Source organism: Pseudomonas quasicaspiana (assembly GCF_021147825.1).
Classification (GTDB): domain Bacteria; phylum Pseudomonadota; class Gammaproteobacteria; order Pseudomonadales; family Pseudomonadaceae; genus Aquipseudomonas; species Aquipseudomonas quasicaspiana.
In genome coordinates this window covers 14,733-29,425 of record NZ_JAGTPI010000040.1, presented here as the reverse complement: position 1 = coordinate 29,425, position 14,693 = coordinate 14,733, and the positions used below count along the sequence as shown (strand labels likewise).

Sequence of the window (14,693 nt, the reverse complement as noted above, 5' to 3'; positions counted from 1 at the left end):
AGGCCGGGCTCAGGTTCAAGCGTGCTTAAAGCGCCTTGACCTCGAAGATTTCCACTTCGAAGCTCAGGGTCTTGCCCGCCAGCGGGTGATTGAAGTCGATGGTCACTTGCGCATCATCGAAAGCTTTCACCACACCCGGCAGCTCAGTATTGGCCGCATCATTGAAGATCACCAGCAAGCCTTCCGACAGCTCCATGTCCTGGAACTGCGAACGCGGGATGATCTGGACGTTTTGCGGGTTCGGCTGACCAAAGGCATTTTCCGGCAGAACCTGCACGGTGCGCTTGTCTCCAGCCTTGAAGCCGAACAGCGCCGCTTCAAAACCAGGCAGCAGGTTGCCGTCACCCACCTTGAACGTGGCCGGAGCCTTGTCAAAGGTGCTATCGACTGTTTCGCCGTTCTCCAGGCGCAAAGCAAAATGCAGAGTGACTTCCGTGTTCTGACCGATGCGTTGCTCGGTCAATAACTGTTCAGTCATTAACGGTTTCTCCGGTTTTTTTGCTCTTGAACATGTCCAGCGCCAGCATGATCGCACCAACAGTAATGGCGCTGTCAGCGATATTGAATGCCGGGAAGCCGTGCTCTTTCCAATGAACAAAAATGAAATCGATGACGTGACCGATAGCGACACGGTCGTACAAGTTGCCGAGCGCGCCGCCCAGTATCAATGCCAGAGCAATGGCCAGCCAGGTGTCATCACGCCCTAAACGCTTGAGCCAGACCACCAGCACCACACTGACCACAACGGCGATCAGGGCGAACAGCCAGCGCTGCCAGCCCGAGCTGTCGGCCAGGAAGCTGAACGCCGCGCCAGTGTTGTAAGCGAGCATCCAGCTGAAGTAGTCAGGGATGATCACGATTTGCTCGTACAACTCCAGGCGGTGCTCGAAGTAGTACTTGGTGGCCTGGTCAACGACCAGGACCAACAGGCTCAACCAGAGCCAGGCCAGACGTCCATAACCTGTATTAGGCATAGTGACGAACCTCGCCTGCACCGCTGATATTGTCTACGCAACGGCCGCAGATTTCCGGGTGCTCAGGGTTCACACCCACGTCAGCACGGTGATGCCAGCAACGGGCGCACTTGGCATGACCGGACTTGACCACCTTGAGCTTCAGACCCGCCACTTCGGTCACTACCGCATCGGCTGGAGCATCGAGCAAAGGCGCGACGCTGGCCGTGGAGGTGATCAGCACAAAGCGCAGTTCGTTGCTCAGTTTCGACAGGTCCGCGACCAGTGCGTCTTCAGCATACAGAGTCACTTCGGCCTGCAGGTTGCCGCCAATCGCCTTGGCTGCACGCAGGTTTTCCATTTCCTTGTTGACCGCGACCTTCACCGCCATGATCCGCTCCCAATAGGCGCGGTCCAGCTCGAAGTCAGCCGGCATCTCGCTCAGCCCCTGGTACCAGGTGTTGAGCATGACCGATTCGTTACGCTCGCCCGGCAGGAACTGCCACAGCTCGTCAGCAGTGAATGCCAGGATCGGCGCGATCCAGCGCACCAGCGCTTCGGAGATATGGAACAACGCGGTCTGGCAGGAGCGACGTGCAGTGCTGTCCGCGGCCGTGGTGTATTGGCGGTCCTTGATGATGTCCAGATAGAAACCACCCAACTCCTGCACGCAGAAGTTGTGGATCTTGGAATACACGTTCCAGAAACGGTATTCGCCGTAATGCTCTTCCAGCTCGCGTTGCAGCAGCAAGGCCCGGTCTACCGCCCAGCGATCCAGCGCCAGCATTTCTTCCGGCGGCAGGATATCGGTCGCCGGATTGAAACCGCTCAGGTTAGAGAGCAGGAAGCGGGCAGTGTTGCGGATACGGCGGTAGGCATCAGCGCTGCGTTGCAGGATCTGATCGGAAACAGCCATTTCACCAGAGTAGTCGGTCGCCGACACCCACAGACGCATGATATCTGCGCCCAGCGAATCATTGACCTTCTGCGGCGCCACAACGTTGTTCAGCGACTTGGACATCTTGCGACCGTTTTCGTCGACGACAAAGCCGTGGGTCAGCAATTCGCGGTAAGGCGCGTGGTCGTCCAGCATGCAGCCGGTCAACAACGACGAATGGAACCAGCCACGGTGTTGGTCGGAACCTTCAAGGTACAGGTCGGCGCGTGGACCGGTCTCATGACCCATCGGGTGTGAACCGCGCAGCACGTGCCAATGCGTAGTACCGGAGTCGAACCAGACGTCCAGCGTGTCGGAAATCTTGTCGTACTTCGACGCTTCGTCACCCAACAGCTCCGCGGCGTCCAGCTTGAACCAGGCTTCGATGCCTTCTTTCTCGACGCGTTGGGCGACTTCTTCCATCAACTCAACGGTACGCGGGTGAAGATCACCGCTTTCCTTGTGCAGGAAGAACGGGATCGGCACGCCCCAGTTACGCTGACGCGAAATGCACCAGTCAGGACGGTTGGCGATCATTGAGTGCAGGCGCGCCTGACCCCATGCCGGAACGAACTGGGTGTCTTCGATAGCCTTGACCGCGCGCTCACGCAGGGTGTCGCCGGACTCAGGCTGTTTGTCCATGCCCACGAACCATTGCGCGGTAGCGCGATAGATCAGCGGCGACTTGTGACGCCAGCAGTGCATGTAGCTGTGCGTGATGGTTTCGGTGTCCATCAAGCTGCCGACTTCGGCCAGTTTGTCGATGATTGCCTGGTTGGCCTTGAAGATGAACTGGCCACCGAAGAACTCCAGCGACTCAACATACACACCGTTGCTTTGCACCGGGCTGATGATTTCATCGTTGGTCAAACCATAACTTTTGCTGATCACGAAGTCGTCGACGCCATAAGCAGGCGAGCAGTGAACGACGCCCGTGCCAGCGCCCAGCTCGACGTAATCAGCCAGGTAGACTGGCGACAGGCGGTCGTAGAATGGGTGACGGAAGTTGATCAACTCCAGCGCAGCACCGCTCGCAGTGGCGATAACCGAGCCTTCCAGCTTGTAACGGGTCAGGCAGCTTTCAACCAGCTCTGCGGCCAGCACCAGCAGCCTGTCGCCAACATCAACCAGCGCGTATTCGAACTCGGGATGAACGTTCAGCGCCTGGTTGGCCGGGATGGTCCACGGGGTGGTGGTCCAGATCACGATGGCCGCAGGTTTGCTCAATGCATCCAGACCGAATGCCTTGGCCAGCTTCTCTTCGTCAGCGATCGGGAACGCCACGTCGATGGTCGAGGATTTTTTATCCTGATATTCAACTTCTGCTTCAGCCAGAGCCGAACCGCAGTCGAAGCACCAGTTCACGGGCTTGAGGCCCTTGAACACGAAGCCACCTTTGACCATTTCCGCCAGCGCCCGGATTTCGCCGGCTTCGTTGGTGAAGTTCATGGTCAGGTAGGGATTGCTCCAGTCGCCCAGAACACCCAGGCGAATGAACTCGGACTTTTGCCCTTCAATCTGCTCGGAAGCATAAGCGCGGCACAGCTCGCGAGTCTTGTCCGCAGACAGGTTCTTGCCGTGAGTCACTTCAACTTTGTGCTCGATCGGCAGACCGTGGCAGTCCCAACCCGGAACATAAGGCGCGTCGAAACCCGAAAGCGTTTTCGAGCGCAGGATCATGTCCTTGAGAATCTTGTTAACGGCGTGACCGATATGAATAGAGCCGTTGGCGTAAGGAGGACCGTCGTGCAGAACGAACTTCGGACGATCCTTGCCAATTTCGCGCAGCTTCTGGTACAGGCCAATGCTGTCCCAGCGCTGCAGAGTTTGCGGCTCGCGCTGGGGCAGGCCGGCCTTCATTGGGAAGGCGGTGTCCGGAAGGTTTAGCGTGGCTTTGTAGTCGGTCATTTCAGGCTCTTGATTAGCGGTTAGCCATGCCAATGGGCACGGGCGGCGGCGACGTCCGCATTGATTGCCGTCTTGAGCGCCTCCAGGGAGGCGAAACGCTGCTCATCACGCAGCTTATGGTGGAAAGCCACCGTCAAACGCCGGTCGTAAAGATCACCGGCAAAGTCCAGAAGATGTACTTCAAGGTGGGCACTGCCATCACCTGCCACGGTCGGACGCACGCCAATATTGGCGACCCCCGGCCAGGTCTTGCCATCAATGCTTGCACTGACCAGATAAACCCCGGTCAGCGGCACACGACGCCGTTTGAGCTGCACGTTGGCGGTGGGAGTGCCCAACTGCCGAGCCAGCTTCTGGCCGTGCAGGATACGTCCGGTAATCCGGAACGGTCGCCCGAGCATGCGCTCGGCCAAAGCGAAATCCGCCACGGCCAGGGCATTACGCACCTTGGTACTGCTGACGCGAACGCCATCGATTTCGACGGTCTGCGCCGCCTCAACCGTAAAACCACGGGCATCGCCCGCTTGTTGCAGGAAGTCGAAGTCTCCCATTCGGTCGCAACCGAAACGGAAATCATCGCCTACCTCAAGATGTTGGATGCCGAGCCCGTCGATCAATATCGTATCGACAAATTCTGCCGCGCTGAGCTTACTAAAGCGCTGATTGAACGCCAGACACAACACCCGATCAACGCCCTCGGCCTCCAGCAGCTCCAGCTTGTCACGCAAGCGTGCGAGACGGGCCGGAGCAGTGGCCGGAGCAAAGAACTCACGCGGCTGCGGCTCGAAAATCACCACACAGCTGGGCACTCCCAACTCGACCGCACGTTCACGCAAGCGAGCCAGGATAGCCTGGTGGCCCCGGTGAACACCGTCAAAGTTGCCAATGGTGGCGACGCAGCCCCGATGCTGGGGGCGAAGATTATGGAGGCCTCGAACCAGCTGCATAACGCACTTCTTGCTCATAAAGTGGCCGATTATAACCACACACAGCCCCGGACGACAGGAACACGCCAAGGCAAAACAATAGTCATCGCTCCACGACGGGAAAAACCGACGACTCCCCGTTACAACTATTGCTTACAGTACTGCGCTGCGGGCGAAATCCTTGAGGCGAAAACCCAATAGCAACAGGGTCGCGAAATAAGCCACAACCCCAGCCGCCACCAGCCCGCCGAGACGAATGAAGCGCTCAAGCATCTGCCCGTCGCTCCAGGCCGGCATCACATGCATCAGACCAAGCAGCACGCCAGACATCACCCCGACCGCCAGACACAGCTTAAAGAGAAACTTCGTCCATCCTGGCTGCGGCTGAAACAGATCCTGCTTGCGCAACTGCCAGAACAAAAGCATCGCATTAATGCAGGCGCCAACGCTGATCGCCAAGGCCAGACCGGCATGCTGCAGCGGTACGATAAAAACCAGGTTAAGCAGTTGAGTGACAATAAGGGTGAAAATCGCGATTTTCACCGGGGTGCGAATATTTTGTTGGGCGTAAAACCCCGGTGCGAGCACTTTAATCACAATGATGCCCAGCAAACCCACCGAGTAAGCGATCAGCGCCCGCTGGGTCATGGCCGCATCCACCGCGTCGAATTTACCGTATTGAAACAGGGAAACGGTCAACGGTTCAGCCAGAATCCCCAGCGCCAGCGTGCACGGCAGGACCAGCACAAAACACAGGCGCAGACCCCAGTCGAGAATCCGCGAATATTCCTGACGGTCCTTGCTGGCATAGGTTTTCGACAGGATCGGCAGAAGAATAGTACCCAGCGCCACACCCAGCACACCGGACGGCAACTCCATCAAACGGTCGGCGTAGTACATCCAGGAGACTGAACCGGCGACAAGGAACGAGGCAAATATCGTATTGATAATCAGAGAAATCTGACTGACCGATACGCCAAGGATGGCAGGCAGCATCTGCTTCATTACCCGCCATACACCGGTGTCATGCAGATTCAAACGCGGCAGTACCAGCATGCCGATCTTTTTCAGGTGCGGCAGTTGATAGAGCAGTTGCAAAAGCCCCCCGACCAGAACCGCCCAGCCCAGCGCCATTACCGGAGGGTCAAAATAAGGCGTGAGGAACAGGGCGAAAAAAATCATGCTGACGTTCAGCAGCGTTGGCACGAAGGCCGGGACCGAAAAGCGGTTCCAGGTATTGAGAATCGCGCCCGCCAGCGACGACAGGGAAATCAGCAATATATAAGGAAAGGTCACGCGCAACAGGTCAGTGGTCAGCGCGAATTTTTCCGGCGTATCGACAAAACCCGGCGCAGTGGCCCAAATCACCCAAGGCGCAGCGATAATCCCCAGCAGCGTGACCAACGCCAGGACCAGCGTCAGGAGCCCGGTGACATACGCGACAAACGTGCGCGTCGCCTCCTCGCCTTGCTGGCTTTTATATTCCGCCAGAATCGGCACGAAGGCCTGAGAGAACGCACCTTCAGCGAAAATCCGGCGCAGCAGATTCGGCAATTTGAAAGCAATAAAGAAGGCATCCGTCGCCATTCCCGCGCCAAATGTGCGCGCAATAATAGTGTCTCGAACGAAGCCCAACACCCGGGAAAGCATGGTGATAGAGCTGACGGCAGCCAACGATTTGAGTAGGTTCATTGAAGAATTTAGCGCCTTGGCTAAAGGACAGGGCGATAAACCTGTCCATTTATGCGATACTCCGCGCCGCAAAAGCACAGAGGCAAAGCCGGCGAGTTTACAGGTCGCGCACCGGAAATAAATATCCCGGTCGAACATAGCGACCACTCGGCGGAACCGATCACCACCCCTTGACAATCAATCCAGTCATCGGCATGATTCGCGGCCTATTTTGTAAGCTATTCCCTAAAAAGTCTTTCGAGGAGCTCGACGGTGGCCAACACACCTTCCGCCAAAAAACGTGCAAAACAGGCTGAGAAGCGTCGCAGCCACAACGCCAGCCTGCGTTCCATGGTTCGTACCTACATCAAGAATGTAGTTAAAGCCATCGACGCAAAAGACGCTGAAAAAGCACAAGCTGCTTATGTTCTGGCCGTGCCAGTTATCGACCGTATGGCCGATAAAGGCATCATCCACAAGAACAAAGCTGCTCGTCATAAAAGCCGCCTGAACGGTCACATCAAAGACCTGAGCGTTGCTGCTGCAGCCTAAGCGATAAGCTTAAGCCGTAAAAAAACCGACCCAAGGGTCGGTTTTTTGTTGCCTGCAATTTGTTGAATAATCGCACTTGCTCCTAACACTACACAGTCACGAGATAGACACAGGACCTGTAGGAGCGCGCTTGCCCGCGGCTAGATTCTATCAACCAATGAATGCATGGGCCGCTCTGACGCAATCGCGGGCAAGCGCGCTCCTACAAGCCGCATGCCGACCAAGGACAGCGCGGTGCCAGGAACAGCATCACGGCGCGGGAGCAGGAGACCACGGCAGAATCGGAATCGCAGTCACCGCATTCTGCGGACTTCCTTCGATGATCCGGTCGCTGTACACCAGATAAACCAGCGCATTACGCTTTTTATCGAAGAAGCGCACAACCTGCATGGTTTTGAACACCAGGGAAGTGCGCTCTTTGAAGACCTCGTCGCCGTCCTTCAACTCACCCTTGAAATGAATGGGGCCGACCTGACGACAAGCGATGGATGCCTCGGCGCGATCTTCGGCCAGACCCAGACCACCCTTCACCCCACCCGTCTTGGCGCGCGAAAGATAGCAAGTCACGCCATCGACCTTGGGATCATCAAAAGCCTCAACCACAATTCGATCATTCGGGCCAACGAGTTTGAACACCGTCGACACCTGACCAATCTCTTCCGCAGAAGCCAGCATCGGCAACACCAGCAAAGCCCCGAGCAGTCCCTTCGTTACGCGCATTACGTGCTCCTTATCTTGTGGAAAGCTAGCTACCGGCGAACGCAGACCCCGTAGGAGCGCGCTTGCCCGCGATTGCGCCGAGTCAACCAAAATGTACTGCCTGACCTGACGCAATCGCGGGCAAGCGCGCTCCTACAGGTGCAGGAACAGCATTTCAAACCAGAATCAGATTATCCCGATGCACCAGCTCAGGCTCGGCCATATAGCCCAGCACACGCACGATTGCTTCCGACGACTGACCAATAATTTTCTGCGCCTCAAGAGCGCTGTAGTTACTCAGCCCACGCGCAACTTCGCGACCGTCAGGCGCAACGCACACAACCATTTCGCCACGACGGAAGCTGCCCTGGACCAGCTTGACCCCAACAGGCAGCAGACTTTTGTGATCCTTGCTCAGCGCAGCCACGGCACCCTCATCCAGAACCAGAGTGCCGCGAGTCTGCAAGTGCCCCGCCAGCCACTGCTTGCGAGCTGCGAGCATTTCACGCTCAGGAGACAGCAGCGTCCCCAGACGCTCACCGCCTTTAAGGCGCGCAAGCACGCGCTCAATGCGCCCACCGACAATCACCGTGTGAGCCCCCGAACGAGCCGCCAATCGTGCAGCACGCAATTTGGTCTGCATGCCACCACGACCCAGCGCACCACCCGTACCGCCCGCAACAGCATCAAGGGCCGGATCATCAGCACGCGCTTCGTAGATCAACTGCGCTTCAGGATTGTTACGCGGATCGGCATCGAACATGCCGTCGCGATCCGTGAGGATCACCAGCAAGTCGGCCTCAACCAGGTTCGCCACCAACGCCGCCAGGGTATCGTTGTCGCCAAAGCGAATTTCGTCGGTCACGACAGTGTCGTTTTCATTGATGACTGGAACGACACCCAGATCAACCAGAGTACGCAGCGTACTGCGAGCATTCAGGTAGCGCTTGCGATCGGACAGGTCGTCATGAGTCAGCAGAATCTGCGCCGTATGGCGGCCATGCTCGGCAAAGCTGGACTCCCACGCTTGAACCAGCCCCATCTGACCAATTGCAGCGGCAGCTTGCAGCTCATGCATGGCACTGGGTCGCGACGTCCAGCCCAAACGGCTCATACCGGCAGCCACAGCCCCGGAGGAAACCAGGACCAACTCAACGCCCGCCTCATGCAGCGCCACCATCTGCTCGACCCAAACACCCATCGCCGCACGATCCAGCCCCTTGCCATCCGCAGTCAGCAAGGCACTGCCAATCTTTACGACCCAGCGTCGGGCACCTGTCACTTTGCTGCGCATCATCTTCCAACCTTAGCCAGAGAATTTTGGTAGATACAAATTCAAGATATCAGATACAAAAACGCCGCTTATCTCTAAGCGGCGTCTAGTTTACTGCAGAGGATCAGTCACGGACGTAAATGATTTCCGGACCGTCTTCATCATCCTCATCTTCTTCGTCCCAATCATCTTCACCGATGTCATGCACGCTCTTCACGCCGCTACGACGCAATGCACGCTTGTCATCCAGTGCCTGCAACTGAGCACGCGCCTCATCTTCGATGCGCTGATCCAGCTCCGCCAGCTCTTCAGCATAGCCGGGCTCTTCAGCAATGCGCTGAGCACGCTCTTCGAGATAACGCATGATGTCGCGGCTAAGCTGCTCGGTGCCTTCTTTGGCAATGGCCGAGATCACGTAGACAGGACCTGTCCACTCAAGACGATCAACGATCTCCTTGACGCGAGCTTCATGCTCCTCTTCGAGAATCTGGTCGCATTTGTTAAGCACCAGCCAGCGATCACGCTCAGCCAGAGAAGGACTGAACTTGACCAGCTCGTTAACGATGACTTCCGCAGCATCCGGAGCGCTGCTCTCATCCAGCGGAGCCATATCAACGAGGTGCAGCAACAAGCGAGTACGCGCCAGGTGCTTGAGGAAGCGAATGCCGAGGCCTGCACCACCGGAAGCGCCCTCGATCAGACCTGGAATGTCCGCAACCACAAAGCTCTTCCAGCGATCGACGCTGACCACACCCAGGTTTGGCACCAGGGTAGTGAACGGATAGTCAGCGACTTTCGGCTTGGCAGCAGACACAGAGCGAATGAAGGTACTTTTGCCAGCGTTCGGCAAACCCAACAGACCCACATCAGCCAATACTTTCAACTCAAGCTTGAGGTCACGCTGGTCGCCCGGCTTGCCCGGCGTAGTCTGACGTGGCGCACGGTTGGTACTGGACTTGAATCGGGTGTTACCCAGACCGTGCCAACCACCCATTGCCACCAGCAAGCGCTGACCAGCTTTAGTCAGGTCGCCGATGATCTCCTGGGTACTGGCGTCGATGACCGTAGTACCTACCGGCACACGCAACACCAACTCTTCACCCTTCTTGCCGGTGCAGTCAGCGCTGCCGCCGTTGGAACCGCGCTCAGCATCAAAGTGACGGGTGTAACGGTAGTCAACCAGGGTATTGAGGTTTTCGTCTGCGACCATGAAGATCGAGCCGCCATCACCACCGTCACCGCCGTTAGGGCCGCCGTTTTCGATGAATTTTTCGCGACGGAAGCTCATGCAACCGTTGCCACCGTCACCGGCCTTTACTCGAATGGATACTTCATCTACAAATTTCATAACGCACGCCTCCCGCCACAGGGACGAGCAGAACAACATAAATACATAAGACTCTTGCAAAAATGAGCGTTGCGATACCGATCAAAAACCAGTGACCTCACAGGTCAACATCACAACAGCCCGCACAAACAGTTTTGCAAGAGACTCACCAAAGCCTTTTAAAGCCTGTAGCCAACAACCTTCAAAAACGAAAAAGCCCCGTCGCGAGACAGGGCTTTTCCAGCTGCTGCATGATTACGCTGCGGAGACTTCAGTCTTCGGAACGATGCTCACGTAGCGACGACCGAAGGCGCCTTTAACCTGGAACTTGATCACGCCTTCCACTTTCGCGAACAGGGTGTGATCTTTACCCATACCAACGCCGTAGCCAGCGTGGAATTGGGTACCGCGCTGACGCACGATGATGTTGCCCGGGATAATAGCCTGGCCGCCATACATCTTCACGCCAAGGCGTTTGGCTTCTGAATCGCGACCGTTACGGGTACTACCACCAGCTTTTTTGTGTGCCATGAGTCAATTCTCCTAGTGAGGGATTAGGCTGAAATTAAGCCTGAATACCGGTGATTTTGATCTCGGTGTACCACTGGCGGTGGCCCATACGCTTCATGTGGTGCTTACGACGACGGAACTTGATGATGCGGATCTTGTCGTGACGACCTTGCGAGATCACTTCAGCTACAACGGTAGCGCCGGCAACAACAGGTGCACCGATGTTAACGTCGTCGCCGTTGGCAACCAACAGAACGCGATCGAAGGTAACGGATTCGCCAGTAGCGATTTCCAGTTTTTCGATCTTCAGGTATTCACCTGGGGCAACTTTGTACTGCTTGCCACCGGTAACGATTACTGCATAAGACATGGTATTTCTCCGAAAATCCTGCTCACCCAGCTCTTTATAAGTAGAGTATCGGCTGGCATGGCTGCCTAGGGCTGGAAAGGCCCGTTGGCAATTGCGTAAGGCAGGTGCTGCCCAGGAAAGTTAGGGTGCGCGATTGTACGCAAGGCATCAAACGGTTGCAAGAGGCGGGATGTCATACCTTGACACGCTCTGACCCGCAACCTAGCATGCGGCGCAACCCTTCTGGAGCACCCCTCGCTGATGCAACCTCAAGCCTTCTACCGCGCTGTGGCGGACGATTTTAGTGCCGTCGACGTCATTATCAAGAAGCAGCTGACGTCGCGGGTACCGTTGGTCTCGAAAATCGGCGACTACATTACCTCGGCTGGAGGCAAACGCCTGCGTCCGCTGCTGGTTCTTCTCTGTGGCAAAGCGCTTGGCCGCGAGGGCGACGACGTCCGTCTGCTGGCTGCTACCATCGAGTTCCTGCACACCGCGACACTGCTCCATGACGATGTGGTCGACATGTCGGGCATGCGCCGCGGCCGCTCCACCGCCAACGCGCTGTGGGGAAATGCGCCAAGCGTGCTGGTCGGTGACTTCCTTTATTCCCGCTCTTTCGAAATGATGGTCGAACTGGGCTCGATGCCCGTCATGAAGATCCTTTCGAAAGCGACCCGGGTCATTGCCGAAGGCGAAGTGCTGCAGCTGTCTAAAGTGCGCGACGCAAGCACCACCGAAGAGATCTATATGGAGGTGATTCGCGGCAAGACAGCCATGCTGTTCGAGGCCTCGACTCATAGCGCCGCAGCCCTGTGCAACGCCACCGAAGAGCAAAGTGAAGCGCTGCGCACCTTTGGTGACCACCTGGGCGTCGCTTTCCAACTGGTAGACGACCTTCTCGATTACCGTGGCGACGCTGAAACCCTGGGCAAGAACGTCGGTGACGATCTGGCCGAAGGCAAGCCGACCCTGCCGTTGATCTACACCATGCGCGAAGGTACTGCCGAACAGGCTGCCCTGGTACGTCAGGCCATCCAGAAAGGTGGCCTGGAAGATCTGGAAAGCATTCGCAGCGCCGTAGAAAGCGCTGGTGCGCTGGACTACACCGCGCAGCTGGCCCGCGATTACGTCGCTCGCGCCATCAAATGCCTGGATGCCCTGCCGCCGAGTGAATACCGCGACGCACTGGTTGAACTGAGCGAGTTTGCGGTGGCCCGTACCCACTGATCGCCATGAGCTGTTAAAAAAGCCCGTCCCTGTGACGGGCTTTTTGTTGGCAAATGAAAACGTGCTGAATATCGCGATCCTGTGGGAGCTGGGCTTGCCCGCGATAAGGCTGCACGCGATCTAAAGGTGAACCGTATTCAGCCTTATCGCGGGCAAGCCCAGCTCCCACAGAACCAAAATTCAATGTCCCAATCTGACCCAAATCAACCACCCGGCACTAAAATGCGAATTATTCTCAATAGAGACTTGCTATTCCGCCAATAAGAATTATTCTCATTGAAACCTTTCAAGGAGAAGCAACATGACGTATTTGATCGATGCATGGCTGGACCGCCCTCACCCTTACCTGCGAATTCTGCATCGCGAAACCGGGGAAGTGTGTGCCGTGCTGGAGAAGGAAGCGCTGGATGAACTGCGCGATCAAGGGGATCTGGACGTCAACGAGTTGAGTTCAAGCGAGCCGATCGTGCTGAAAGAGTTGGTGCGCAATCTATTTCTGTTCTGCTATGCCCGAGCGTTGCGCCCGATCGCGGAATTGCACTGACATGACGCCAGCCGCTGAAACAAGAGCAGAGCGAGCCTGCAAGACTCGCCCTGCCCGTTACTGAACCGATATGAAATCGATCAGAGAACGTCGAGCAGCTCAACGTCGAATACCAGCACGCTGTGCGGCGGGATGCTGCCAACGCCCTGAGCGCCGTAAGCCAGCTCGCTCGGTACGTGCAGACGCCATTTGCTGCCAGCGTTCATCAGTTGCAGCGCTTCAGTCCAGCCAGCAATAACGCCACCTACCGGGAATTCAGCTGGTTCGCCACGCTCGTAGGAGCTGTCGAACACGGTGCCGTCAGTCAGCATGCCGTGGTAGTGAGTGCGAACCTGATCTTCACGGGTTGGCTTGGCGCCAGTACCGGTGGTCAGCACTTCAAACTGCAGGCCGGATGGCAGAGTGGTAACGCCTTCGCGCTTACCGTTTTCAGCCAGGTAAGCCAGACCAGCACCAGCAGCCTGCTCAGCCTTGACAGCGGCTTCAGCCTGCATGATTTCGCGGATCACCTTGAAGCTGGCGGACATTTCTTCTTCGCCAACACGGCTTGGCTTGCCACCGAACGCATCGGTCAGGCCAGCCAGGATCGCATCCAGGTTAACGCCCGGCGGAGGGTTGTCGCGCAGTTGGCCGCCCAACTGACGGCCAATGCCGTAGCTGACGCGAGTTTCGTCGGTGGACAAGTTGACTTCGGACATATCACTGCTCCGCTAAAGGAATGCCTGAACCAGGCACTCCGTATCAAAAGGCCGAGCAGCCTAGCACATGAAGTACCTGCATACGCCACTGTAGGAGCTGCCGAAGGCTGCGAAAGCGATATTCCTGGCACACTACTGTTCGCAGCCTTCGGCAGCTCCTACAAAAAACAAAAACTACCACTTCGAATGAAAGCTGATCGGCACTCGCAGCGCTTCGCGCTTATCCACCGGCATGCCGCACATTTCGTCGTGGACCACCGCGTGAACCAGATGAAACGGCACAGGAGTGAAGTCTTTGAGTAGCTCGCGCGCATGCTCGACCGAGCGTAACCGGACCGTCTCGCCTCGCTCGCCCCTGAGAAGCTCTACGACGCCCTGCATGCGCGCTTCAAGCAGATAAATCCCGCCCTCGATGGAAATCAGGTTCAGCTCGTCGATGCTGCCGGCATTGAGATGTACTGCCAATTCATCTTCAGTCACTTTGAACTCCTCGCTCAAGAACACGATCGCTAAACAAGGTAACGGATTTCAATCACCTGAAACGACGCCGCCCGTCCATTTTTCAATGGACGGGCGGCGATGTGAAGCAATTAGCGCAACGATGTCAGTGCTTGGTGACCTTGTCCAGGTAACCCATGGCAAACGCCGAAACCACGAACGTCATGTGGATGATTACGTACCACATCAGGTATTGCGGCTCGATGTTCTTGGCGTCCATGAACACACGCAACAGGTGGATCGAGGAGATCGCCACAATGGAAGCGGCCACTTTCATCTTCAGCGATGAAGAGTCCATGGTGCCCAGCCAGTTGAGTTTCTCTTTGCCCTCGTCGATGTCCAGTTGCGACACGAAGTTTTCGTAGCCGGAGATCATCACCATCACCAACAGACCGCCCACCAGCGCCATGTCGATAAGGGACAACAAGACCAGAATCAGGTCAGCCTCCGCCAGCGCAAACACGTTGGGCAGGACGTGAAAGATCTCCTGGAAGAACTTCAGTACCAGTGCCAGCAAACCCAGGGACAGACCGAAATACAGAGGGGCCAGCAGCCAGCGCGAGGCGTACATGGCATTTTCGACAAAACGTTCCATTTGAACTCACAGATGCGTGGAGA

At 56.7% G+C, this 14,693-nt stretch carries 16 protein-coding genes; 3 read left to right on the top strand and 13 right to left on the bottom strand.

Features of this window, described 5'->3' with window-relative positions; translation table 11 throughout:
• Positions 1 to 25 precede the first annotated feature (25 nt).
• From KDX30_RS20430 to murJ, 5 genes are all read right to left on the bottom strand, one after another.
• Positions 26 to 478, bottom strand: a complete 453-nt coding sequence (locus KDX30_RS20430; RefSeq protein ID WP_027899716.1) for an FKBP-type peptidyl-prolyl cis-trans isomerase — start codon at positions 476 to 478, stop codon at positions 26 to 28.
• On the bottom strand, positions 471 to 974 hold the full coding sequence (gene lspA / locus KDX30_RS20425; protein WP_027899715.1) for a signal peptidase II: 504 nt from the start codon (positions 972 to 974) through the stop codon (positions 471 to 473). The genes KDX30_RS20430 and lspA overlap by 8 nt, the downstream gene beginning before the upstream one ends.
• Positions 967 to 3,798, bottom strand: a complete 2,832-nt coding sequence (ileS, locus tag KDX30_RS20420) for an isoleucine--tRNA ligase (RefSeq protein WP_231677343.1) — start codon at positions 3,796 to 3,798, stop codon at positions 967 to 969. The genes lspA and ileS overlap by 8 nt, the downstream gene beginning before the upstream one ends.
• Before the next feature lie 20 nt (positions 3,799 to 3,818).
• Positions 3,819 to 4,745, bottom strand: a complete 927-nt coding sequence (ribF, locus tag KDX30_RS20415) for a bifunctional riboflavin kinase/FAD synthetase (RefSeq protein WP_027899713.1) — start codon at positions 4,743 to 4,745, stop codon at positions 3,819 to 3,821.
• A gap of 132 nt (positions 4,746 to 4,877) precedes the next feature.
• Positions 4,878 to 6,416 carry a murein biosynthesis integral membrane protein MurJ gene (gene murJ / locus KDX30_RS20410; protein ID WP_027899712.1) on the bottom strand — a complete coding sequence of 513 codons (1,539 nt, stop codon included), beginning with the start codon at positions 6,414 to 6,416 and terminating at the stop codon, positions 4,878 to 4,880.
• Positions 6,417 to 6,668: 252 nt separating this feature from the next.
• Here murJ and rpsT point away from each other — a divergent pair, with 252 nt between their 5' ends.
• The gene (rpsT, locus tag KDX30_RS20405) at positions 6,669 to 6,947 is read left to right on the top strand and encodes a 30S ribosomal protein S20 (RefSeq protein ID WP_027899711.1); all 279 of its coding nucleotides are present in this window, start codon (positions 6,669 to 6,671) and stop codon (positions 6,945 to 6,947) included.
• A 249-nt stretch (positions 6,948 to 7,196) separates the two neighbouring features.
• On the opposite strand, the gene KDX30_RS20400 is transcribed toward rpsT, so the two are convergent.
• From KDX30_RS20400 to rplU, 5 genes are all read right to left on the bottom strand, one after another.
• Positions 7,197 to 7,667, bottom strand: coding sequence for a CreA family protein (locus tag KDX30_RS20400; RefSeq protein ID WP_231677342.1), 471 nt, complete (start codon positions 7,665 to 7,667; stop codon positions 7,197 to 7,199).
• Positions 7,668 to 7,821: 154 nt separating this feature from the next.
• Positions 7,822 to 8,940 (bottom strand): glutamate 5-kinase, encoded by a 1,119-nt coding sequence (gene proB, locus KDX30_RS20395; RefSeq protein WP_231677354.1) that lies wholly within the window; start codon positions 8,938 to 8,940, stop codon positions 7,822 to 7,824.
• A 103-nt stretch (positions 8,941 to 9,043) separates the two neighbouring features.
• A complete protein-coding gene (gene cgtA / locus KDX30_RS20390; protein ID WP_099271017.1) occupies positions 9,044 to 10,267 on the bottom strand; it encodes an Obg family GTPase CgtA in 1,224 nt (407 codons plus the stop codon).
• A gap of 234 nt (positions 10,268 to 10,501) precedes the next feature.
• On the bottom strand, positions 10,502 to 10,777 hold the full coding sequence (rpmA, locus tag KDX30_RS20385) for a 50S ribosomal protein L27 (protein WP_002551972.1): 276 nt from the start codon (positions 10,775 to 10,777) through the stop codon (positions 10,502 to 10,504).
• A 34-nt stretch (positions 10,778 to 10,811) separates the two neighbouring features.
• Positions 10,812 to 11,126, bottom strand: a complete 315-nt coding sequence (gene rplU, locus KDX30_RS20380; RefSeq protein WP_003230856.1) for a 50S ribosomal protein L21 — start codon at positions 11,124 to 11,126, stop codon at positions 10,812 to 10,814.
• A gap of 240 nt (positions 11,127 to 11,366) precedes the next feature.
• Between rplU and KDX30_RS20375 the strand changes: the two genes are divergently transcribed.
• Positions 11,367 to 12,335, top strand: a complete 969-nt coding sequence (locus tag KDX30_RS20375; RefSeq protein ID WP_027899707.1) for a polyprenyl synthetase family protein — start codon at positions 11,367 to 11,369, stop codon at positions 12,333 to 12,335.
• Positions 12,336 to 12,636: 301 nt separating this feature from the next.
• Positions 12,637 to 12,879: a PA4570 family protein gene (locus KDX30_RS20370; protein ID WP_099271018.1), complete on the top strand. Its 243-nt coding sequence runs from the start codon at positions 12,637 to 12,639 to the stop codon at positions 12,877 to 12,879.
• 80 nt (positions 12,880 to 12,959) lie between these two features.
• Here KDX30_RS20370 and KDX30_RS20365 read toward each other — a convergent pair whose 3' ends face one another.
• From KDX30_RS20365 to KDX30_RS20355, 3 genes are all read right to left on the bottom strand, one after another.
• A complete protein-coding gene (locus tag KDX30_RS20365) occupies positions 12,960 to 13,577 on the bottom strand; it encodes an FKBP-type peptidyl-prolyl cis-trans isomerase (protein ID WP_099271019.1) in 618 nt (205 codons plus the stop codon).
• Positions 13,578 to 13,751: 174 nt separating this feature from the next.
• A complete protein-coding gene (locus tag KDX30_RS20360; protein ID WP_027901847.1) occupies positions 13,752 to 14,057 on the bottom strand; it encodes a DUF6482 family protein in 306 nt (101 codons plus the stop codon).
• A gap of 124 nt (positions 14,058 to 14,181) precedes the next feature.
• Positions 14,182 to 14,670 carry a TIGR00645 family protein gene (locus KDX30_RS20355; protein ID WP_027901846.1) on the bottom strand — a complete coding sequence of 163 codons (489 nt, stop codon included), beginning with the start codon at positions 14,668 to 14,670 and terminating at the stop codon, positions 14,182 to 14,184.
• Positions 14,671 to 14,693 lie beyond the last annotated feature (23 nt).